The organism is Pseudomonas sp. GL_135 (assembly GCF_057834665.1).
Map to the genome: position 1 here is coordinate 4,914,624 of NZ_CM174408.1, position 22,926 is coordinate 4,937,549.

Genomic DNA, 22,926 nt, shown 5'->3' on the forward strand with positions numbered 1-22,926 from the left:
TTCATAAAGCCATACGAACCGGGCCCGCCAGCGCGGTATCATGCCGGCCACTTTCACGGGCCGATATGACAGGCCTGTCGCACGTATTTGGTGGAGGGCAATTCATGTCACCGTGGCTGACAGTCGTGGGAATCGGTGAGGACGGCTACAAAGGTCTGGGCCGAAACGCTCGGCACGCGCTGTTGCAGGCGCGGCAGGTGTTCGGCGGCGCACGGCAGCTGGCCTTGCTGCCGCCGTGCATCCAGGCCGAGCAGCGCCAGTGGCCGAGCCCGTTTTCCCTGAGCCCGGTGCTGGAACAACGCGGCGCCTCGGTCTGCGTGCTGGCCAGCGGCGATCCCATGTTGTTCGGCGTCGGCGCAAGCCTGTCGAAACACGTCCCCCTCGCTGAGATGCGGGTAATTCCCGCGCCCTCTTCTTATTCGCTGGCGGCGGCCCGTCTGGGTTGGGCGTTGCAGGACGTGGTAACGCTGTCAGTCGTTGCCCGTCCCGTCGCCGCGTTGAATGCCCACCTGCAAAACGGGCTGCGCCTGCTGGTGCTGAGCAACGACGGCTCCAGCCCGGCGGCCATCGCGGCGCAGCTCCGCGACCGCGGCTTTGGCCCGAGCCGTATGAGCGTCCTCGAACACTTGGGCGGCAGCGCCGAGCGACAGATCGAAGGCACCGCCGGCGAGTGGAACGCCACAGATATCGCTGCGCTGAACCTGGTCGCCATTGAATGCCGCGCCCAGCCTGATGCACTGCGTCTGTCGCCACTCGGCGGTCTGCCGGACGAGGCGTTTCGGCATGACGGTCAGCTCACCAAACGCGACGTGCGCGCGATTACCTTGGCTCGCCTCGCGCCCGTTCCCGGAGAATTGCTGTGGGACGTGGGCGCGGGATGCGGCTCCATCGGCATCGAGTGGATGCGCGCGCACCCGACCTGCCGCGCCATCGCTGTCGAGGCCGATGAGAGCCGGCAGCACTTGATCGAATTCAACCGGGATGCGCTGGGCGTGCCCGGCCTGCAACTGATTCGTGGACGTGCGCCCGATGCGCTTGAGGGCCTTGAGCAACCGGATGCCATCTTCATCGGCGGCGGCGTGACGCGCGAAGGTGTGCTGCACGCGTGCTGGCAAAACCTGCGCTCGGGCGGTCGACTGGTGGCCAATGCCGTCACGCTGCAAAGCGAGGCGATGCTGGTGAACTGGCGCGAGCAATACGGCGGTGAACTGACCCGCATTCATCTGGCCCACGCCAAACCGCTGGGCGAGTTTGATACCTGGCGTCAGGCGCTGCCGATCACCCTGCTCGAAGCGATCAAACCCTGATGCGCGACGAAACCGCCGAACAACCCGCTCCACTGCGCAGCGGCTTGACCACCGGCAGCTGCGCCACGGCGACGTCCCTCGCTGCTGCGCGCCTGTTGCTGGCCGGCGAAACCAACGATGCGATCGAAATCACGCTGCCCAAAGGCAAGTGCGTGCAGATGCGCCTGGAATTCTGCCGCCTGATTGCGGGCGGCGCCGAGGCCGGCACGCTCAAGGATGCCGGGGATGACCCGGACGTGACCCACGGCGCGCTGGTGTCTGCACAAGTCAGGCTGATCCCGGAGCCCGGCGTGCGGTTTGTGGCGGGCGAAGGCGTCGGTACCGTCACCCGACCGGGTCTGGTGCTGGGGGTTGGCGAGCCTGCGATCAATCCGGTGCCGCGCAGGATGATGGCCGAACACCTCACACAACTGGCCCAAGACGTCGGCTATAGCGGCGGGTTTGAAGTGACGGTTTGCGTCGAAAACGGCAGCGCGCTGGCGCTGAAAACCATGAACCCTCGGCTGGGAATTCTCGGCGGCCTGTCGATTCTGGGCACCAGCGGCATCGTCCGACCCTTCTCCTGCGCGGCGTACATCGCGTCGATTCACCAGGGCATCGACGTCGCCCGCACCAACGGTTACCAGCACATCGCCGCCTGCACCGGCAACGCCAGCGAAGACACGATGCGTCGGGTGTATCAAATCCCCGACATCGCACTGATCGAGATGGGGGATTTTGTCGGCGCCGTCCTCAAGCACTTGCGCAAAACCCCGGTGGAGCGGCTCAGCGTCTGCGGCGGCTTCGGCAAGATCAGCAAGCTCGCAGCGGGCCACATGGACCTGCACAGCCGCCACTCCAGCATTGATCTGGATCAGCTCGCGCGATGGGCTGCCGACGTGGGCGCTGACGCCGAGCTGCAGCAAAACATCTGCGAGGCCAACACCAGTCAGCAAGCGCTGGCCATGGCCTCGGCCGTCGGCATCGCGCTGGGTGATGCGGTGTGTCAGCACGCGCTGAATTTCGCCCGCAGCGTGGTGCCGACACAGGTTCAGGTCGAGGTCTTTGCCATCGACCGACAGGGCGGGATTGTCGGCCACGCAGGAGGCTTCATTTGAGACCACACACCATAAAACGCGTGTTGTTACTCGGCGGCGTCACCGAAGCACTGGCGATCGCCCGCACACTTGGCCCTCAGCATATTTACAGCCTGGCAGGCGTGGGCCGCGTGCCCACCGACTTGCGCTGCGAAGTCCGTGTCGGCGGGTTCGGCGGCGCTCAAGGGTTGGCAAACTTCGTACAGCAGACAGGCATCGATCTGATCCTGGATGCGACTCACCCTTACGCTGCGCAGATCAGCCAGAACGCAGTGGCTGCTTCAAAGATGACCGGTGTCCCCTGCTGGGCATTGCGTCGCCCCGCGTGGCAGGCAGGGCCGGACGATGACTGGCGCGAAGTCGCGGACTGGGCAGAACTGATCGCCGCCCTCGCCCCCTTTCAGCGCCCCCTGTTTACCCTGGGCCGCGAGCCTTTGCAGCATCTGCACGAGATTCCACCCCATCAGTTCTGGACGCTACGGGCCCTGGACATTTACCCCGGCAATGAACGCTGTGAAGTCATCGGCGCGCGTGGGCCTTTTCTTCTCGAAGAAGAGCGCGAGCTGTTCGAGACTCGCAACATTGATGTCCTCATCAGCAAGAACAGCGGCAGCACGGCGACCGAGCCGAAGCTGGAAGTGGCACGGCAGCGCGGGGTGCCGGTGCTGGTGTTGAAACGGCCGGTGCTGCCGGAGGTGGATCGGGCGTTGTGGAGTGTGGGCGAGGTGCTGGATGCGTTGCGGGACGTTGGCTGACGCCTGCCAAAGATGCCGTGAAAATCGTCCGGGTTTGCGGATCGGTCCGACTTCCACCGTCTGACTCGCCTGACATCGGAAATGTGCTCTCCGGTATACCTTCCCGTGTGTTTTGCGGAGCGGCTCACGGCAAGGGAACAATGATGAAAGAAGAATTCAAACCGTTCGACGCAGCGGAATACTTGGAGACGGTTGAAGACATGGCGGGCTATCTCGATGCCTGTCTCGATGAGGACACCGGTGACGGCATGCTAGTCCGACTGGCCCTGAAAGACATTGCGCGCGCATATGGGATGACGCAGATTGCACGCGACACGGGTTTAGGCCGCGAAAGTCTGTACAAGGCATTAGGCAGAGGCGGCAACCCCGAATTCGCCACCATCATGAAAGTCATCAAAGCCCTTGGCCTGAAACTCCACGCCTCCACCGCCTGAACCCCTGCTGAACCCTGACTGAACCAAACCCGCCGCGCGACATAACGTCGCGGGCGGGCTTTTTACATCTGGCGGCCGATCAGGCTAAATGGCCGACATGAAAAAACAACAAGATCAAATCATCACGCAGAAGCGGCGCCGGGCCTTTGCCTGGGTGGCCTGTTTCGCGTTGCTGTTCGGCGTACTGGCGATGCCGATGACACCCACCATGCCGCGCCCCGAGGGTGAGCGGCTGGTCTGGGGAAGCGCCTGCACTGGCGCCGCGTCACCACTGGCCATGACGCCCGTTGAAGTCATCGACAGACAATCGCCCTATCACCCCGACATCGCATTCATGCAGCACTGCGCCTGCTGCACACACGCCACGCCATTGGTTGCAGTGCCGACTCGCATCGGTTTCGGACTGTTCGCCCTGGTCGAGCCGGTACGTTTCCCTGTCGCGGTGCTGGTGCTGCGCGCGGCACCCCGTCAGCACTGGCCTGACCGTAATCCTCACGCATCGCCCAAGGTCTGATGTCCCGATCGTGCCGTCGCGTACCTGAATGAACCGGAGACCTGCGTAGATGCTGAACAAAATCCTCCTGCTGATCGCCCTCGCGCTGCCAGCCGGTTTCGTTGAAGCGCAGGATTACACCAAGGGGCAACTGACCGTCGCGCAGCCATGGTCCATGGCGCTGCCGCCCAACGCGCCCACCGTCGCGGCCTATTTTGTGATCACCAACAACGGTCCTGACGCCGACAGTCTGGAAGCGGTCGACAGCCCCATCGCCGGTGCCGCCCAGTTGCATCAACACGTGAGCCAGGACGGCCTGATGAAGATGCAGCACGTCGAAACGGTGAATATCCCCGCCGGTGGCACCGTGACCTTCGCCCCCATGGCCTATCACGTCATGCTGCTGGATCTGAAAGACCGCACCCGACTTATCGACGGACAGACCTTCCCGCTGACCCTGCACTTTCAAAAAGCGGGCGACCTGACCGTTGACGTCGTGGTACTGAAACAACCACCGGTTGCTGCCGCTCCGGCCCACGCCCACTGACCCGCTAAATACCGACACCACTCCACTTGAACCGCCTGCCCGCGACCCGCGCCAGATCCGCCCCCGCCCCTCGTCATCCGCAGGGCGCCTGGCTGAGCCTGTTCGCCATGCTGATGATCTTCATCGGCCCGCTGATCTCGCAATCCATGCCCATGGAGCATCACAGCGGCATGGCGATGCCCGCGCCGACTTCCATGTCGATGCATGGCGAAATGGACATGTCGGCGTTGATGGACATGGGCGCAGGCGACCACAGCGGCCACGCCAAGGCCGGGCAAAGCGCCGGCGTCGACCACGTCATCTGGGCCAAGTGCGGGTATTGCACGCTGCTGTTCAGCTGCCCGGCGCTGACCAAAACCGTGGCCGTCCTGGCGCCCGTCCCGCCGAGACCCGCTGACTTCTACAACGAGGCCACCCAACTCGGCCACGCCCAGCGCAGCGTCTTCCTCAACGCCCGCAGTCGCGCACCGCCCTTCCCGTCAGTCGCCTGAATACCCAATTTAATCGACCCGCTGACGGCTTTATGGCCGTACGCGGGTTGCGCCGTGTTTCCTTGACGGGAGCGTTGCACCATGTCCAAACCGAATGTGTCTTTCTACAACCTGGCGTGGCGATGGCATTTCTATGCCGGCCTGTTCGTCGCGCCATTCATGATCCTGCTGGCGGTCACCGGGATCATCTACCTGTTCAAGCCGCAGCTTGACGCGCTGATGTACAGCGACCTGCTGACGGTCAAACCCGCTCATCACTCACTCAGCGCCGATGATTTGCAAAAGCGCGTGCTGACGGCTTATCCGCAGGCCCAGGTGAGCAAATACCTGCCGCCGCTGAATGCCGAGGGCAGCGCGCAGTTCGTGGTCAAAAATGACGGCCGCGAGGTGAACGTATTTATCGATCCGTACAGCGGCACAGTGCTTGGCACTCAGGACGCCAAGCAAAACCTGCAAGCCATCGCGCGCGAATTGCACGGAGAACTGATGATCGGAACGGTCGGCGACCGGCTGGTGGAACTGGCCGCCGGCTGGGGCATCGTGTTGGTGGTTTCAGGTGTGTATCTGTGGTGGCCGCGAGGTCGATCACCGGCCGGCGTGCTCTGGCCTCGCGTCAGTGCGCGAGGTCGCCTTCTCTGGCGTGACCTGCACGCGGTGACCGGATTCTGGGGGTCGGTGGCGCTGTTGTTCATGCTGCTGAGCGGCATGACCTGGACCGGCATGTGGGGAAAGGTCTACGCCGATGTCTGGAACACCTTTCCGGCGGCCATGTGGAATGACGTGCCCACGTCGGACAAACAGGCTGGCGCCTTGAACAGTGCCAGTGTGCAGACGGTTCCGTGGGCCATGGAAAACACACCGATGCCGGTGTCGACGGGGGATCATGCCGAGCACATGAATCACGCGCACATGTCCAGCGCTCCTGCGGCGCCGGGCATTTCCCTTCAGCAAGTGGTGGACATCGCCAGGGCGCGCAATGTCGAACCGGGCTACAGCATCACCCAACCGAAGACGGCTGACGGCGTGTTCACCGTTTCCGTGTTCGCCGATGACCCGCGCAACGACGCCACGCTGCATGTCGATCAGTACACCGGCAAAGTGCTGGCGGATGTGCGTTACAGCGATTACAGCACCGTGTCCAAAGCCACCGAGCTGGGCGTGATGCTGCACGAAGGCAAAATGTACGGCTGGGTAAACCAACTGCTGATTCTGTTCATTTGCCTGATGGTGCTGCTGAGTTCGGTGAGCGGAATCGTGATCTGGTGGAAGCGTCGCCCGCAAAACGGCTTCGGTGTTCCGCCGTTGCGTCATGATCTGCCGCGCTGGAAAACTGCAACAGTAGTGATGATCCTGCTGGGCCTCGCGTTTCCGCTGGTGGGCGTTTCAATGCTGGCGGTGTGGCTGCTCGATCGAATAGTGCGTTCGCGCTTTGCCAAAACAGCAACAACAGCTTAGATTGCGTCTCGCGGGGCCTGGAACCCTCTTTGGGTGGTTTAGTGATGAATTCCTCCTCATTTCGGGTTCCAGGTTCCGCACCTGTTTTTTCTGTTCATTAAATGCCCACCTCCTCCGCGAAAAATCCTACCTGCCTGGTTGCGTTTCCTTCGCGTCCAGAGCTGTCCCCACCTACAGACGCACGCCTCACGCCTTGACTACATGAAACGAGTCGCCGAACCCGTCGGTTCTGCGAGTCATCCCTCATGTATATGAACAGGCGCCATGAATTCCACGAACGTTACCGCTACACCCCTGCTCGACGTCGACAGCCCTGCCTTGACGATTTACACCCTTCCCGATTTCAACCAGGCCCTGGAGCAGACGCTCACTGAATGCCTTCGCCTGAGACACCCCGAGCTCGCGTTTGATTACGCCAGTGCATGGCTTGTCTGCCAGGAGCGAAGCATTGAATCCGGTGTCACGGAAGTCACCACCCACAGCCCGCTGCTTGCCAGCCTGACAGCGCACTTCACCGGGTACTTTCAGTGGCAGAACGTCGTGACTGCCGGGCTCTACACCACTGAGTTTCCTTTGCCTGAAACGTCCCCCATTGGCGGGCTGGACCGCGACGCACTGGCTGCTCTTTATGCAGCCGTCGCGCAAGATCTGCCCGATCGCTATAAACAAACACTCTCGGATCACTGGGCAGAGGTTCAGCCCTCCGGAAAAACCCGGCGTGAGGATTTCCTCGCGGACCGGGTCAAACTGCTCAGGCTGGAAGGCCAGATGCGGGTCGAAAAAGGCGAATTTCGTCCGCATCTGTTCAGCATGCTCAACGCCACACTGGATTACGGCATGGACACCTCGGCTGATCCCCTGCAGAAACACGACGTGTTCAACCTGTGGCTGGGGACGAGCTCTACTGCGCTTTTTCCCCTGACCGGGGCATTTGTGATCACCGAGCAACGCACCGATCAGGTGCCGGCAACCGACGACGAGTCAGTCGGCGAGGTCGTTCTTTACACCCCTGCCGGCAGTCTGGAACGTTTCGATTCAGTGCATCAGCTCACCGACACCCTCACCCGTCGGCTTGCCGACACGGCTCAACGCCGCCAATTGCTGGGCCATCTCAGGCTGGACGACGTTGTCGCGATGGCGCTTCCCAATCCTGACAGTGAGCAGCCCCCCATACGCTGGGGCTTGCAAAAGCTGGGCAATAATTTCATGAGCCTGCTGCTGACCTCGCAGGTCATCAAACAGAAGGCAGATTTCGATCACGCGGTGAACATCGCTCAGTCCCTGAGTCTCAATCCACCGTCCTTTCAGCGCCTCATTCTAGACTTGATGGCATCGGATCAACTGTTCGATAACCACCGCATCGAGCAACAGCTGGACTGTGATGTGGTCCGCGAGCAGATGCCCGACTGGTGGGGAAAAATGAGTGCGGAGCAGCAGGTCGAATGGACCCGCGATGCGACGGCTTACGCTCAGTCTATCCAGTCCATTCGGCGCATCAGCCTGGACCACTTCAACACGCCGCAAGCTGACAGCGCCCACGTCATCACCGCATACGTCGATGCAACGGTCACCGCCGCACTGGCAGAGAAAAACATTCAACTGTCGTCCCGACAGATTCTGGTAACGGCGATGTTCCACCAGCCCATCCCGGCGCGCTTTTACCCTATCACCGTGCTGGAAACCGAGACTCACTCGCAGACCTTCTCGCTGCACGCACTGGCCCACGACAACACGCTGCGGGCGACAGCTCAGGATGCCAGCGAGTTGCGGGTTGCAGACGAACACGGTGTAGCGATACCGGGACTCTCAGAGGCGTTCGTGAAAGAACTACTGGCGCGAATCGAGATTCCAAAGCGGCTGGATGACTACCTTGCCGAACACCTTGATCACTCCGAGTACGCTGTGCAGTTGAAGCAACAGCACCGCGAGTTGCTGTTGGCACGACTGGGCATGGCGTATAGGGAGAGTCAGCTCAACGGATTTCCCGAGAATCGTCTGCGCTGGATCAAAGCGGCACTGGACGGCCCCGATTCGGAGCAGCGTCAGAAGGTGGACGGGGTCAGCATCGAAGTACGATTACTGCACATCGGTGGGGTCAAGATCCCGGACGTCATGCTGATTGCCCCGGCCGGCAGATTCGACAAGGGGCCTCTGGCCCTTTGCACCCTCAATGCGCCAGATAACGTGGTGTTCCGCGCCTTCAATAGCATGTTCCACCTCACACAGACTTTTCTGGAACACGACACGTACAAATCCTACATGGCGAGGCTGCTGCCCCTGTCGGACAGGCGCCAGGCTCGGCAGATGCTCGATTATGAGGAGTGGCTCAAGCACTGGCGTCTCCCTGACGTACTGACGTCGCTGCCGGGGCCGGTTCCCGTTCCGTCCCACTTGACGCACCCCGTGGTGTTTGTGCCGCAGAAGGGCGATCTGTTGGACGAGTATTTCGCCGTCAGGATCCGCCAATTGAAAGAGCAGGCGAAATCGCTGCTGACCCCGCCCGGCGATGGCGGGTCCCGCTGGCAAAACTTCGACATGGCCGTGAGCGTGTCGCTGTTGCTGTTGCCCGCCCCGATCATGATTCCCCTCGCCCTCGGAATGGGACTGGCGAATGCCTGGAGCGGCTTTCAGAAAGTGAACGAAAATGACTGGGACGGTGCCGCACAGGAATTCCTCGACGCCGCCGGTTATTTGCTGACGGCGGGTCTCGGCAGGGCAGGTGGTGCGGCCTTGAAGGGCCGTCAACTGGGGATGATAAAACGTCCGCATTTGGTCCGTCGCACCGGACGCGGTGGACAGGTGCAGATCGGCTATCTGATGTCCCCCGCCGGAGCGCCCTACTTTGCCGAGTCCGGCATGATCACGCGGCTGGACCCGAATAAATTCACCGAGATTACCCTCGGTTCCGAAACGGGTTACGTGAGTCGACGCTTCAACCTGTTCGGACGGTCTCGCCTGTATCGCCTCCATCCTCGGGACCCCGCGCTGCTGATCCATGAAGACGAGTACGTCGTGCGATCAAGCGCCGGTAGCTGGAGGAAACTTTCGCAGCCGTTCGCTCGCCTGAGCCCGCAGGCCGATCGACAGGCCCGGCGTGAGCTGAGGCTGTTGCTCACCGGATGGCCGTTCCCGTCTGAAGGCATCACCCTCGTTGAGCCATCCCTTGATGAACCCCGGTTCCTGGCCTTGGCCGAGCGAGCGCGAGCAGAGCTGTACCCCGACTTGTTGGACTACATAGAAGGCGGTTCTGCAGAGATCAACCAACTCCTGAGAAGCGGAGCGCGAACGCCCAAGACGAAAGCGTTTCTCAACCAGTTCTACCGCCTGCGGTCCTGGAAAGGCGATGCGTTTCGTGCCGCGCGCATCACGGACGAGGGTCTGCAGCAGCTGCGCCGCGAGCTGGGTGCGGTGTTTGTCGACGCGGGGGTGCAGTCGGCTTCCATCAGCCGGGGAAATGCCGTGCGATGGAGCCTTGACGCATTCGTGACGGACCAGGCACCGAGCAATACGCATCCAGTGTTTCTGATCTTTGCGCCGTCTGTACCGAAGAAGAACATGTTCTCGGGCTTTCTTGCCGACCACGTCGCTATCCCGCCCGGCACCCGCCTGCAACTCAGGGCATTACACGAAGTGAACGGACAAGCGTTTGCCTACTTCACCGCGCCGGACACGATGGTGTACGAAACCTTTGATCTATTTACCGGGGAGCGCGAGCTTTTCGTGAGATAGCCGCGTTATCCGGGTGCCTCAACCCCCACCCCGCGGCACCGAACGGTGTCGCACCACTTGAGCGCGCAGGACGCACCAGCCGCCGTACACCGATCCACGTTGGTGCGCGGCGCCCGTTGCAGGCGACGTTTTCATTCCATTTTGCGACGTAAGCAGCCTTGGCCCAGCGTTTGCTAAAGCCTAAGCAGACTCAACTCTGCACCGCCAACAGCCGTCATCTAAAAAAATCAAAGAATGGAGCTAGCCAATGAAGCGTCGTAGTTTGCTGAAAGCGTTCACTTTGTCTGCATCGATCGCAGCGATGGGTTTGACCTGGACCGCTCAAGCGGCCGAGACCATCAAGGTCGGCATTCTGCATTCTTTGTCCGGCACCATGGCCATCTCCGAGACGTCGCTCAAGGACATGGCGCTGATGACCATTGATGAAATCAACGCCAAGGGCGGCGTCAACGGCAAGATGCTGGAGCCGGTGGTGGTCGACCCGGCGTCTAACTGGCCGCTGTTTGCGGAAAAGGGTCGACAGTTGCTGACCCAGGACAAGGTGGCCGTGGTGTTCGGTTGCTGGACCTCGGTGTCGCGCAAGTCGGTGTTGCCGGTCTTCGAGGAGCTGAACGGCCTGCTGTTCTACCCGGTGCAGTACGAAGGCGAAGAGATGTCGCCGAACGTGTTCTACACCGGCGCCGCGCCTAACCAGCAGGCCATTCCTGCGGTTGAATACCTGATGAGCGAAGACGGCGGCGCGGCCAAGCGCTTCTTCCTGCTGGGCACCGACTACGTCTACCCGCGCACCACCAACAAGATTCTGCGCTCCTTCCTGCACTCCAAAGGTGTCGCGGACAAGGACATCGAAGAGGTCTATACCCCGTTCGGTCACAGCGATTACCAGACCATCGTGTCGAACATCAAGAAGTTCGCGGCAGGCGGCAAGACGGCGGTGATCTCCACGGTCAACGGCGACTCCAACGTGCCGTTCTACAAAGAGCTGGGCAATCAGGGCCTGAAAGCCACCGACGTACCGGTGGTGGCGTTCTCGGTCGGCGAAGAAGAACTGCGCGGCGTCGACACCAAACCGCTGGTGGGCAACCTGGCGGCGTGGAACTACTTCGAATCGGTGAAGAACCCCGTCAACACCAAGTTCGTCGCCGACTGGAAGGCCTACGCCAAGGCGCACAACCTGCCGAACGCCGACAAGGCCGTGACCAACGACCCGATGGAAGCCACGTACGTGGGTATCCACATGTGGGCCCAAGCGGTCGAGAAAGCCAAGTCCACCGATGTGGATAAAGTCCGCGAAGCCATGGCCGGCCAGACCTTCGCCGCGCCGTCGGGCTTCACCCTGACCATGGACAAGACCAACCACCACTTGCACAAGCCGGTGATGATCGGCGAGATCAAGGCCGACGGTCAGTTCAACGTGGTCTGGCAGACCAAAGAGCCGATTCGTGCCCAGCCTTGGAGTCCGTTCATTCCGGGCAACGACAAAAAGCCTGACTATGCGGTGAAGAGCAACTAAGCGACACAGGGTAAACGGTCGGCTGAAATGTTCCGGCTGAACCTATCCCTGACCCTGATCGTTCCCGCGCTCCGCGTGGGAATGGCGCTCTGGATGCTCCGCGTCCGTGACGGGATGACGCGGGAGGGTCCGGGGCTGCGTCACCACGCAGAACGTGGGAACGATCAAAGCCGGATCAGCACCTGTGGGAGCGAGCTTGCTCGCGAATGACTCAACGCGGTTTCTTCGCTGCACGCCGACACCAAGGCCGATGATATGCCCAGATACTTCCACCACCTTTTTCTCGCGCTGTGCCTGTGGCTGCCCTTTGCCGCCCACGCCAGCGATGCCGGCGACTTTGTCGCGGCCGACTCCTCCGCGCGCGCCCAACTGCTGGAAACCTGGGCCGCCAGGCCTGACCCGGCGCGCGTCGAACTGCTGGTGGCCCTTCAGGATGGTCGCGTCGCTGCCGACAGCAGCAACCGGGCGTTCATCCAGAACGGCGACAGCTTCATCGCCGTCGACCCCGACGCTCCCGCGCTGGCCGATGCCCCCAATCCCGATGCGCCCCAAGCCATCAGCCTGAACAACCGCCTTCGCGGCCTGATCAACACCGCGCTCGCAAGCCATCAGTTGCTCGCTGCCGACCCCAAGGTTCGCCTGGCCGCCGCGCAAATCCTGCAAAAAAGCGCCCGCCCGGCGCAGTTGCCCTTGCTGGTGCAACAAGTGGCGAGCGAGCAGGACGACAGCGTTCACTCGGCGCTGAACCTGGCGCTGGCCAACCTGCAGCTGGTCGACGTCAGCCCCACCGTGCGCCTCGCTGCGGTGCGTCTCCTCGGTGAAACCGGTGATCCGCTGGCCCGCACCCGTCTCGAAACCCTGCTCGAACCCAACGTCGAAACTGACCCCAGCGTGCGTCTGGCGGCGGAGACGAGTCTGGCTCAGGTCAAACGCAAATTGATGTTCGGCGAGGTCCTCGGGCAAGCCTTCGCCGGCCTGTCACTCGGTTCGATTCTGCTGCTGGCGGCGCTGGGACTGGCGATCACCTTCGGCCTGCTCGGCGTGATCAACATGGCCCACGGCGAGATGCTGATGCTCGGCGCCTACGCCACCTACGTCGTCCAAATGATGTTCCAGCGCTACGCCCCCGGCGCCCTTGAGTTTTATCCGCTGGTGGCGCTGCCGATCGCGTTTTTCGTCACCGCCTGCATCGGCATGGCGCTGGAGCGCACGGTCATTCGCCATTTGTACGGTCGCCCGCTGGAAACCCTGCTGGCAACATGGGGCATCAGCCTGATGCTGATTCAGCTGATTCGCGTGGTGTTCGGCGCGCAGAACGTCGAAGTGGCGAACCCGGAATGGTTGTCGGGCGGCATTCAAGTGCTGCCCAATCTCGTGCTGCCCTGGAACCGCATCGTCATCATCGCCTTTGCGCTGTTCGTCGTTGTGCTGACCTGGCTGCTGCTGAACAAAACCCGCCTGGGCCTGAACGTGCGCGCCGTCACTCAGAACCGCAACATGGCCGCCTGTTGCGGCGTGCCCACCGGGCGCATCGACATGATGGCCTTCGGGTTAGGCTCGGGGATCGCCGGGCTGGGTGGCGTGGCGCTGAGCCAGATCGGCAACGTCGGTCCTGACCTGGGCCAGAGCTACATCATCGACTCCTTCCTCGTGGTCGTGCTCGGCGGCGTCGGTCAACTGGCCGGCAGCGTCACGGCGGCCTTCGGGCTGGGCATCGCCAACAAGATTCTCGAACCGCAGATCGGCGCCGTACTGGGCAAGATCCTGATCCTGGCGCTGATCATTCTGTTCATTCAGAAACGTCCGCAAGGCCTCTTCGCACTCAAAGGACGGGTGATCGACTGATGAATCAGCCACTGATGGTCACTGCCGCGCAACGCGTCGGCACCCAAGTTACGGTCGCGGTCGGCGTGGTGATCCTTGCCCTGCTGATCGCTTTGCCGCTGCTCTCCCTGCTGCCCGAAAGCAACAGTCTGCAAGTCTCGGCCTACACGCTGACCCTGGTAGGCAAAATCCTCTGCTACGCGATCGTTGCGCTGGCACTGGATCTGGTCTGGGGTTACGCCGGTCTGCTGTCCCTGGGCCACGGGCTGTTCTTCGCCCTGGGCGGCTACGCGATGGGCATGTACCTGATGCGCGAGGCGTCGGGCGATAGCCTGCCGGCGTTCATGACCTTTCTGTCGTGGACCGAACTGCCGTGGTACTGGGTCGGCACGCAGCATTTCCTCTGGGCCATGTGCCTGGTGGTGCTGGCGCCGGGGTTGCTGGCGCTAGTGTTCGGCTTCTTCGCCTTCCGCTCGCGGATCAAGGGCGTGTATTTCTCGATCATGACCCAGGCCCTGACCTTCGCCGGCATGCTGCTGTTCTTCCGCAACGAAACCGGCTTCGGCGGCAACAACGGCTTCACCAACTTTCGCAGCATTCTGGGTTTCAGCATCACCTCCCAGGGCACCCGCGCGGTGTTGTTTCTGCTCACGGTAGCGTTGCTCGCGGGCAGCCTGTTCGTCGGCTGGCGTCTGGCGCGTAGCAAGTTCGGGCGCGTGTTGACCGCCGTGCGTGACGCCGAAAACCGCCTGATGTTCTGCGGCTACGACCCGCGCGGCTTCAAGCTGTTCGTGTGGGTGTTGAGCGCCGTGCTGTGCGGCCTGGCCGGGGCGTTGTACGTGCCGCAGGTGGGCATCATCAACCCCAGCGAAATGTCGCCGACCAACTCTATTGAAGCGGCCGTCTGGGTCGCCTTGGGCGGTCGCGGCACGCTGATCGGCCCGCTGCTCGGCGCCGGTGTGGTCAATGGCATGAAGAGCTGGTTCACCGTGGCTTTCCCTGAATACTGGCTGTTCTTCCTCGGCGCGCTGTTCATCGTGGTGACGCTGTACCTGCCCAAAGGCGTGATCGGTCTGATCAAGAAAAGGGGCGACCAATGAAAAGCACTCCGACGCCCGCATTCGATCCAGTGCTCGACCCGAACAGCGATGCCGGCACCAGCCGCGACGCCATCGGTCTCGGACAGGCCGCGGGCAAGGGGCTGAACACCCTGCACGGCACCATCCTGACCCTGGAAGACATCAGCGTCAGCTTCGACGGCTTCAAGGCTCTCAATGATCTGAATCTGTACATCCGCGTCGGCGAGCTGCGTTGCATCATCGGCCCCAATGGCGCGGGCAAGACCACGCTGATGGACGTGATCACCGGCAAGACCCGCCCCAGTCACGGCAAGGCTTGGTTCGGCGAAACCCTCGACCTGACCAAGATGAGCGAAGTGCAGATCGCCCAGGCCGGCATAGGCCGCAAGTTCCAGAAGCCCACGGTGTTCGAAGCGCTGAGCGTGTTCGAGAACCTGGAGCTGGCGCAGAAGACCGACAAGTCGGTATGGGCCAGCCTGCGGGCGAAGCTCAATGGCGAACAGCGCGACCGCATCGACGAGGTGCTGGAAACCATTCGCCTGACGGCATCGATGGCGCGCCCCGCCGGGCTGTTGTCCCACGGTCAGAAGCAGTTTCTGGAGATCGGCATGTTGCTGGTCCAGGACCCGCAACTGCTGCTGCTCGATGAGCCCGTCGCTGGCATGACCGACGCCGAAACCGAATTCACCGCCGAGCTGTTCAAGCGCCTGGCCGGCAAACACTCGCTGATGGTGGTCGAGCACGACATGGGCTTCGTCGGCACCATCGCCGACCACGTCACCGTGCTGCACCAGGGCAGCGTGCTGGCGGAAGGATCGCTGGAAGACGTGCAGGCGGATGAACGGGTGATTGAGGTGTATCTGGGGCGGTAATGCGCTCCCCTTGCAGGAGTGAGCTTGCTCGCGATGATCGTTCCCACGCTCCGCGTGGGAATGCATCCGATGACGCTCCGCGTCACCAGGCAGACGCAGAGCGTCTGATGCGGCGTTACCACGCAGAGCGTGGGAACGATCATAGGATTTCTTGAGAAACTGGCCATGCTCCAAGTCGAAAAGCTCCATCAATTCTACGGCGGCAGCCACATCCTCCGAGGCCTGTCGTTTGACGTAAAAATCGGCGAGGTCACGTGCCTGCTCGGTCGTAACGGCGTGGGCAAGACCACGCTGTTGAAGGTGCTGATGGGGCTGCTACCGGCCAAAGAAGGCGTGGTGCAGTGGGACGGCAAGCCGATCACCGGCTTCAAGCCTCACCAGCGCGTGCATTCCGGGATCGCCTACGTGCCCCAGGGCCGGGAGATTTTCGGCCGACTGACCGTTGAAGAAAACCTGTTGATGGGCCTGTCGCGGTTCCCGGGCTCAGAGGCCAAGGAAGTTCCGGCCTTCATTTACGAGCTGTTCCCGGTGTTGCTGCAGATGAAGCATCGGCGCGGCGGTGACTTGTCCGGCGGCCAGCAACAGCAACTGGCGATCGGTCGCGCCCTGGCCAGTCGCCCCCGCCTGCTGATTCTCGACGAGCCCACTGAAGGCATTCAGCCCTCGGTGATCAAGGAAATCGGCGCGGTGATCAAAAAGCTCGCGGCCCGGGGTGACATGGCGATCCTGCTGGTCGAGCAGTTCTACGACTTTGCCGCCGAGCTGGCGGATCAGTACATCGTCATGTCCCGCGGCGAGATCGTGCAGCAGGGGCGCGGCGAAAACATGGAGGCCGAAGGCGTTCGGGGTCTGGTCACCATTTAATTAATGCGCCGATCAGCTAAGGTACTGACCTTCGATAAAACGATAATCGACTTATGAATCTTCCTGCCCACACCGCCCTGTTCACCCCCAGCTGGCATGCCGAGCTGGAGCTGGCGTATGGGCGTTTCGGCGACAGTACGCGCCCGACCCAGCGACGCCACAAAGGTCCGTTGCGGGTGCAAAAGCATCTTTACGCCGAAGGCCCGCAGGTCTGCCAGCACATCATCGTTCACCCGCCGGGCGGCATTGCCGGCGGCGATCGTCTGGACATCAGCGCCAGCGTCGGCGCCAATGCCTGGGCGCAACTGACCAGCCCCGGCGCCGCGAAGTGGTACCGCGCGGCAGGGCCGGCTTATCAACAGCTGGACATCAAGGTCGCTGCAGGCGGCACGTTGGAGTGGCTGCCGCAGGAGAGCATCGTATTCAGCGAGGCCAAGGCTGAACTGACCACGCGGATCGATCTGGAAGGCGACGCCCGGCTGTTCTACTGGGACGTGGTTGCACTGGGCCGGCCGGCCAGCGGCGAGCGTTTTGATCAGGGGCATTTTCAGGCGCATCTGGACATTCGGCGTGACGGCAGCCTGCTGTGGCACGAGCGCCAGCGCATCGTCGGCAATGACGGCTTGCTGGATTCGCCCATCGGCCTGGACGGCAAGCCAGTGTTCGCGACGCTGATCGTGACCGGAGAAATCGACGCTGTATTGATGGAGCGCTGCCGCGAGCTGGCGGAGCATTCACCCGTGCGCGGCGACCTGAGCCAGTTGCCCGGCCTGATCATCGCCCGCTGTCTGGCAGACGAAGCACTGCACGCGCGGGCCTGGCTGATCGAATTATGGAAACTGCTGCGCCCTGCCCTGCTGGGCCGGGAAGCGGTGGCGCCGAGAATTTGGAGTACATGATGGGCCGCGTTGCCCGATCCGCGCCCTCGGCACACTCCTACGAATACATTGCAGCGCTGACTCATTCAGTTATTTGAAACGGACAAAACCCATGGATCTGACCCCACGCGAAAAAGACAAGATGCTGATCTTCACCGCAGGTCTGGTCGCCGAGCGGCGGCTGGCACGCGGTGTGAAGCTCAATTACCCGGAAGCGATGGCCTTTATTTCCGCCGCCTTGCTGGAAGGTGCGCGGGACGGCCAGACCGTTGCCGACCTGATGCACTACGGCACCACCCTGCTGACCCGTGACCAAGTGATGGAAGGCATCCCGGAAATGATCCCGGAAATCCAGGTTGAGGCCACCTTTCCGGATGGCACCAAGCTGGTCACCGTGCATCAGCCCATCGCCTGAGCTGCCCATTGAACCTGAGATGTCCACTGAAACAGCCACACAGGAACACGTGGAAACGAACATGACCTATTCGATTCGTGACGCACTGCTGACTGACATGCCAGCCGTGCTGGCCATCTACAACGACGCCGTGCTCAACACTACGGCGATCTGGAACGAGCAGCCGGTGGATCTTGCCAACCGCGAAACCTGGTTCGCTGCGCGCCAGGCCCAGGCGTACCCGATTCTGGTGACGGTCGATGCCGACAATCAGGTGCTGGGCTATTCGTCGTTCGGCGACTGGCGGCCGTTCGAAGGGTTTCGCCACACCGTCGAGCACTCGGTTTACGTGCGTGCCGATCAACGCGGCAACGGCCTGGGTCCGCTGCTGATGAAAGCGCTGATCGAACGCGCCCGTGCCTGCGACAAGCACATGATGGTCGCGGCCATCGAAAGCGGAAACGCGGCGTCGATTCACCTGCACGCGCGCGAGGGGTTCATCACTACCGGGCAAATGCCTCAGGTCGGCACCAAGTTCGGTCGCTGGCTGGACCTGACTTTTATGCAGCTGGACCTGTCGCCCGGCGCCTCTGCTCCACCGTCGCAAGCGCCCGGCATCACGCCTGTCGCCTGAATGTTCATTCTGAAAGGATTTCGCCCATGAATGCCGCCCACTTACGCCGTGTCACGTCAGAAAGCTTCGCGCACTACCGCTCAGGTCTTGTGGCGCTGTTGCTGGACGCCGTACACCACGGGGCCTCGGTTGGCTTCATGGCCGATCTCGACGCTGAAGAGGCCGCCACGTGGTGGGACGGCGTCAAGGCTGAAGTCGAGCGAGGCAATGTGCTGTTGTGGGTGGTGGCAGAAGAAAACCAGGTGCTGGCCACGGTGCAACTGGCGCTGTGCCAGAAGGCCAATGGCCTGAACCGCGCCGAGGTGCAGAAATTGCTGGTGCTCAGTCAGGCGCGTCGGCGCGGGCTGGCGACGCAGTTGATGACCGCCGTGGAACAGGCAGCGCAGCAGCATCAGCGCGGGCTGTTGTTTCTGGACACGCTGGCAGGCTCCGATGCGGAAGACTTCTATCGCGCACTGGGTTACGAGCTGTCTGGCCTGCTGCCGGACTACGCGTGCAACCCCGACGGCGAATACAAGGCCACGGCCATTTACTACAAGTTACTGTCGAGGAAGAGCGCATGATTCCTGGTGAATACCAGATCCAGCCCGGCGAGATCGAGCTCAACGCCGGTCGCCGCACCATCACCCTCAGCGTCGCCAACAGCGGCGACCGGCCGATTCAGGTCGGCTCGCACTTTCATTTTTTCGAGACCAACGACGCCCTGACCTTCGACCGCGCCGCCAGCCGGGGCATGCGCCTGAACATCCCGGCCGGCACCGCCGTGCGCTTCGAGCCGGGGCAGGCGCGGGAAGTGGAACTGGTGGACCTGGCCGGGTTGCGGCGGGTTTTCGGGTTTGCCGGGCGGGTGATGGGGGATTTGTAAGGCTGCTTTTATGTGGCGCGCGACTGCCCGCCCATGATCGTTCCCACGCTCTGCGTGGGAATGCAGCCCCTGACGCTCCGCGTCACACATCGGACGCAGAGCGTCCAGCGAGGCGTTACCACGCAGAGCGTGGGAACGATCAGCGATCTATGAATTCAAGGAATCGCCATGAAAATTTCCAGACAAGCCTACGCCGACATGTTCGGCCCCACTGTCGGCGACCGTGTGCGGCTGGCCGACACCGAGCTGTGGATCGAGGTCGAGCAGGATTTCACCGTCTATGGCGAGGAAGTGAAGTTCGGCGGCGGCAAGGTCATTCGTGACGGCATGGGCCAGGGCCAGGGCGTGGCCGCGGAAGTGGTCGACACGCTGATCACCAACGCGCTGATCGTCGATCATTGGGGCATCGTAAAAGCCGACGTCGGCCTCAAGGACGGGCGCATCGCGGCCATCGGCAAGGCCGGCAACCCGGACATCCAGCCCGGCGTGACCATCGCCATCGGCGCCGCTACCGAAGTCATCGCCGGCGAAGGCATGATCCTCACCGCCGGCGGCGTCGACACCCACATCCACTTCATCTGCCCGCAGCAGATCGAAGAAGCGCTGATGAGCGGCGTCACCACCATGATCGGCGGCGGCACCGGCCCCGCGACGGGGACCAACGCAACCACGGTCACGCCCGGCAAGTGGCACATGATGCGCATGCTGCAGGCCGCCGAAGCGTTTCCCATGAACATCGGCTTTACCGGCAAGGGCAACGTCAGCCTGCCAGAGCCGCTGATCGAGCAGGTCAAGGCCGGCGCCATCGGTCTCAAACTGCACGAAGACTGGGGCACCACGCCCGCGGCCATCGACAACTGCCTGAGCGTCGCCGATCAGTACGACGTGCAGGTGGCGATCCATACCGACACCCTGAACGAATCCGGCTTCGTCGAAACCACCCTGGCGGCGTTCAAGAACCGCACGATCCACACCTACCACACCGAAGGGGCCGGTGGCGGTCATGCGCCGGACATTATCAAGGCGTGTGGCTTCCCCAACGTGCTGCCAAGTTCGACCAACCCGACCCGGCCGTTCACCCGCAACACCATCGACGAACACCTGGACATGCTGATGGTCTGCCATCACTTGGACCCGAGCATCGCCGAAGACGTCGCGTTCGCCGAAAGCCGCATCCGCCGCGAAACGATCGCCGCCGAGGACATCCTTCACGATTTGGGGGCGTTCTCGATGCTCAGCTCCGACAGCCAGGCCATGGGCCGCGTCGGCGAAGTGATCATGCGCACCTGGCAGACGGCCGACAAAATGAAGCGTCAGCGTGGGGCATTGCCGGGTGACGGCGAAGGCAACGACAACTTCCGCGCCAAGCGCTACATCGCCAAATACACCATCAATCCGGCGATCACCCACGGCATCAGCCACGAAGTGGGTTCGGTCGAAGTGGGCAAATGGGCGGACCTGGTGCTCTGGCGACCGGCATTCTTTGGCGTGAAACCGACGCTGATCCTCAAGGGCGGCTCTATTGCTGCCAGCCTGATGGGTGACGCCAATGCCTCGATCCCCACGCCACAACCGGTTCACTACCGCCCGATGTTCGCCAGCTACGGCAGCTCATTGCATGCCAGCAGCCTGACGTTCATCAGCCAGGCGGCATTCGATGCGGGTGTTCCGGAGCAGTTGGGCCTGAAGAAACAGATAGGCGTGGTCAAGGGCTGCCGCAATGTGACCAAGGCCGACCTTATCCACAACGACTACCTGCCGAACATCGACGTCGACCCGCAGACCTATCAGGTCAAGGCCGACGGTGTGCTGCTGTGGTGCGAACCGGCCGACGTGCTGCCGATGGCGCAGCGGTATTTTCTGTTTTAAGCGCAGAACTCAATGTCTTGCGGGAGCGAGCTTGCTGGCGAAGGAGGTGGTGCATCCGCCATCTCTCTCAGCGGCTGAAAAGGCGTCTTCCAGAGCCCGCTCACTCCACATGGCTGTGTTTGCTGCCCGACATTGCTCCAACTGGACGGCAGGCCGACGCTTTAAGGAAGCGCAGGCAAATCCGTGATGTTTCCTGCAACAACATGGCGGTACTATGCGCGCTCTCATTCAGCGCCACGCCAGCAAGGTAGTTCCCCATGCGTCTTTCGGACTTCATCGTTCAGAATGTGGATCGCATCGTCGATGAGTGGGAACGGTTTGCGGCCACGCTGACGCCCGCAGCCGCCCAGATGAGTTCAATGGAGCTGCGCGACCATGCCGAGGCGATCCTCCTCGCGGCGGCGCGTGACATGAACACCGCCCAGACCAAAGCCGAGCGCATCGCCAAGGCTCAGGGCGAAGACATCGGCAAAACCCCGACACTTGATCAGGCCGCCTCCAGCCATGGCGAGCTGCGGCATATCGTCGGGTTTGATCTGGTGCAGATGACGTCTGAATTCCGCCACCTTCGGGCCACGGTGGTGCGCTTTTGGGCAGAAAGCCATATCGAGCCGAAGACCAGTCACATCACCGATATGATCCGCTTCAATGAGGCCATCGATGAAGCCCTGGCCGAGTCGACTGCCGCCTACGCTGATCGCGTGACACGGTCGCGGGACATCTTTCTCGCCATTCTCGGTCACGACCTGCGTGCCCCCTTGCAGGCCATCGGCATGTCGTCCGAAGTGCTGATGCGCAAGACCACGCTGGCAGAGGCCGATCTTGCTTACATCAAGCGTATCAAGAGCAGCAGCCTGTTAATGGGGACGATGATCAGCGACTTGCTGGAATTCGTGCGCAGTCGCCTTGGCGTCACCTTGCCGGTCGAGCGCAAGCCGATGGAGATGACCCTGGCCTGTCGCGAAGCCATTGATGCAGCCACGGCGGGGCAACCCGATTGCAACGCAGTGTTCACCAGCACCGGTGACACCCGGGGCGAATGGGATCAGGCACGTATCGCGCAGTTACTGCAGAACCTGATTGGCAATGCATTGCAGCATGGCGCGGCGACGCGACAGGTCACCGTGAGGCTCACCGGCAGCGAAAACCATGTGAGCCTCTCGGTGCACAACGGCGGCGAGCCTATCGCGGAGGAAGCCATCGGCAGCATATTCGACCCGCTGGTGCGCTCGGCCAACGAAAAAGCCGGCATTCACAACCCGTCCACCAGCCTGGGCCTGGGGCTGTTCATCGTGAAAGAAGTGGTGAACGCCCATGATGGCAGCATCACTGTTGTGTCGAATGTCGGAGACGGCACGACGTTTACCGTGGAATTGCCGAAGAAAGGCTAGCAAGCGACTGCGCGAAATCCGCCAAACACCGCGCTGTTGCAGGGGCGCTCGATACCTGTGGGAGTGAGCTTGCTCACGAAGGCGGCAGTCCTGCCGCCGAAGATGTAACGAATGAGAAGGCCTCTTCGCGAGCAAGCTCGCTCCCACAATGACGTCGTCAGCAGGAAGATCGCTATCTGGCAGAAACTCAGCACTTGTGGGAGTGAGCTTGCTCACGAAGACTGCATCCCTGCTGCCGAAGATGTAGCGGATGGAAGGGCCTATTCGTGAGCAAGCTCACTCCCACAATGACGTCGTCAGCAGGAAGATCGCTATCTGGCAGAAACGCAGCACTTGTGGGAGTGAGCTTGCTCACGAAGGCGGCAGTCCTGCCGCCGAAGATGTAACGAATGAGAAGGCCTCTTCGCGAGCAAGCTCGCTCCCACAGGTTCGTGGTCAGCAGGAAAATCAGCGAGT

Annotated in this window: 21 protein-coding genes; all 21 read left to right on the top strand. The window is 62.1% G+C overall.

The annotated features are described in order from the left end of the window. Positions 1-104: 104 nt before the first annotated feature. The 21 genes from cbiE to AC3ISG_RS21875 all read left to right on the top strand — a co-directional run bounded on the left by cbiE (position 105) and on the right by AC3ISG_RS21875 (position 22,470). On the top strand, positions 105-1,307 hold the full coding sequence (cbiE, locus tag AC3ISG_RS21775) for a precorrin-6y C5,15-methyltransferase (decarboxylating) subunit CbiE (RefSeq protein ID WP_489297945.1): 1,203 nt from the start codon (positions 105-107) through the stop codon (positions 1,305-1,307). After that, a complete protein-coding gene (locus AC3ISG_RS21780; RefSeq protein WP_489297946.1) occupies positions 1,307-2,404 on the top strand; it encodes a cobalt-precorrin-5B (C(1))-methyltransferase in 1,098 nt (365 codons plus the stop codon). The genes cbiE and AC3ISG_RS21780 overlap by 1 nt, the downstream gene beginning before the upstream one ends. A gap of 11 nt (positions 2,405-2,415) precedes the next feature. Beyond that, a complete protein-coding gene (locus tag AC3ISG_RS21785) occupies positions 2,416-3,138 on the top strand; it encodes a cobalt-precorrin-6A reductase (protein ID WP_489299572.1) in 723 nt (240 codons plus the stop codon). 143 nt (positions 3,139-3,281) lie between these two features. Next, positions 3,282-3,572, top strand: coding sequence for an addiction module antidote protein (locus AC3ISG_RS21790; RefSeq protein WP_122533764.1), 291 nt, complete (start codon positions 3,282-3,284; stop codon positions 3,570-3,572). Positions 3,573-3,669: 97 nt separating this feature from the next. After that, on the top strand, positions 3,670-4,086 hold the full coding sequence (locus tag AC3ISG_RS21795; protein WP_489297947.1) for a DUF2946 domain-containing protein: 417 nt from the start codon (positions 3,670-3,672) through the stop codon (positions 4,084-4,086). Between the two features lie 49 nt (positions 4,087-4,135). Continuing rightward, a complete protein-coding gene (locus AC3ISG_RS21800) occupies positions 4,136-4,612 on the top strand; it encodes a copper chaperone PCu(A)C (RefSeq protein ID WP_205484875.1) in 477 nt (158 codons plus the stop codon). A 35-nt stretch (positions 4,613-4,647) separates the two neighbouring features. Beyond that, complete coding sequence (locus AC3ISG_RS21805) at positions 4,648-5,103, top strand: DUF2946 domain-containing protein (protein WP_489299573.1); 456 nt, start codon at positions 4,648-4,650, stop codon at positions 5,101-5,103. A gap of 81 nt (positions 5,104-5,184) precedes the next feature. Next, entirely contained in the window at positions 5,185-6,558 is a 1,374-nt protein-coding gene (locus AC3ISG_RS21810; protein WP_489297948.1) for a PepSY-associated TM helix domain-containing protein, read from the top strand. Positions 6,559-6,822: 264 nt separating this feature from the next. After that, positions 6,823-10,287 (top strand): dermonecrotic toxin domain-containing protein, encoded by a 3,465-nt coding sequence (locus AC3ISG_RS21815; protein ID WP_489297949.1) that lies wholly within the window; start codon positions 6,823-6,825, stop codon positions 10,285-10,287. 247 nt (positions 10,288-10,534) lie between these two features. Further along, positions 10,535-11,800, top strand: a complete 1,266-nt coding sequence (urtA, locus tag AC3ISG_RS21820) for an urea ABC transporter substrate-binding protein (RefSeq protein ID WP_122533769.1) — start codon at positions 10,535-10,537, stop codon at positions 11,798-11,800. Positions 11,801-12,055: 255 nt separating this feature from the next. After that, complete coding sequence (urtB, locus tag AC3ISG_RS21825; protein WP_489297950.1) at positions 12,056-13,645, top strand: urea ABC transporter permease subunit UrtB; 1,590 nt, start codon at positions 12,056-12,058, stop codon at positions 13,643-13,645. Next, a complete protein-coding gene (urtC, locus tag AC3ISG_RS21830) occupies positions 13,645-14,724 on the top strand; it encodes an urea ABC transporter permease subunit UrtC (protein WP_489297951.1) in 1,080 nt (359 codons plus the stop codon). Before urtB ends, urtC begins: the two co-directional genes overlap by 1 nt. Beyond that, the gene (gene urtD / locus AC3ISG_RS21835) at positions 14,721-15,575 is read left to right on the top strand and encodes an urea ABC transporter ATP-binding protein UrtD (RefSeq protein WP_489297952.1); all 855 of its coding nucleotides are present in this window, start codon (positions 14,721-14,723) and stop codon (positions 15,573-15,575) included. Before urtC ends, urtD begins: the two co-directional genes overlap by 4 nt. A gap of 165 nt (positions 15,576-15,740) precedes the next feature. Next, on the top strand, positions 15,741-16,439 hold the full coding sequence (gene urtE / locus AC3ISG_RS21840) for an urea ABC transporter ATP-binding subunit UrtE (protein ID WP_205484880.1): 699 nt from the start codon (positions 15,741-15,743) through the stop codon (positions 16,437-16,439). Between the two features lie 53 nt (positions 16,440-16,492). Then, the gene (locus AC3ISG_RS21845) at positions 16,493-17,338 is read left to right on the top strand and encodes an urease accessory protein UreD (RefSeq protein WP_489297953.1); all 846 of its coding nucleotides are present in this window, start codon (positions 16,493-16,495) and stop codon (positions 17,336-17,338) included. A 91-nt stretch (positions 17,339-17,429) separates the two neighbouring features. After that, entirely contained in the window at positions 17,430-17,732 is a 303-nt protein-coding gene (locus AC3ISG_RS21850) for an urease subunit gamma (protein ID WP_065987752.1), read from the top strand. A gap of 61 nt (positions 17,733-17,793) precedes the next feature. Continuing rightward, positions 17,794-18,345 (top strand): GNAT family N-acetyltransferase, encoded by a 552-nt coding sequence (locus tag AC3ISG_RS21855; protein WP_489297954.1) that lies wholly within the window; start codon positions 17,794-17,796, stop codon positions 18,343-18,345. A 26-nt stretch (positions 18,346-18,371) separates the two neighbouring features. Further along, the gene (locus AC3ISG_RS21860) at positions 18,372-18,908 is read left to right on the top strand and encodes a GNAT family N-acetyltransferase (RefSeq protein WP_122533776.1); all 537 of its coding nucleotides are present in this window, start codon (positions 18,372-18,374) and stop codon (positions 18,906-18,908) included. Then, positions 18,905-19,210 carry an urease subunit beta gene (locus AC3ISG_RS21865; RefSeq protein WP_122625653.1) on the top strand — a complete coding sequence of 102 codons (306 nt, stop codon included), beginning with the start codon at positions 18,905-18,907 and terminating at the stop codon, positions 19,208-19,210. Before AC3ISG_RS21860 ends, AC3ISG_RS21865 begins: the two co-directional genes overlap by 4 nt. 168 nt (positions 19,211-19,378) lie before the next feature. Next, positions 19,379-21,079 (top strand): urease subunit alpha, encoded by a 1,701-nt coding sequence (ureC, locus tag AC3ISG_RS21870; protein WP_122533778.1) that lies wholly within the window; start codon positions 19,379-19,381, stop codon positions 21,077-21,079. 257 nt (positions 21,080-21,336) lie between these two features. Further along, the gene (locus AC3ISG_RS21875) at positions 21,337-22,470 is read left to right on the top strand and encodes a sensor histidine kinase (RefSeq protein ID WP_122533779.1); all 1,134 of its coding nucleotides are present in this window, start codon (positions 21,337-21,339) and stop codon (positions 22,468-22,470) included. The last annotated feature ends 456 nt before the right edge of the window (positions 22,471-22,926 follow it).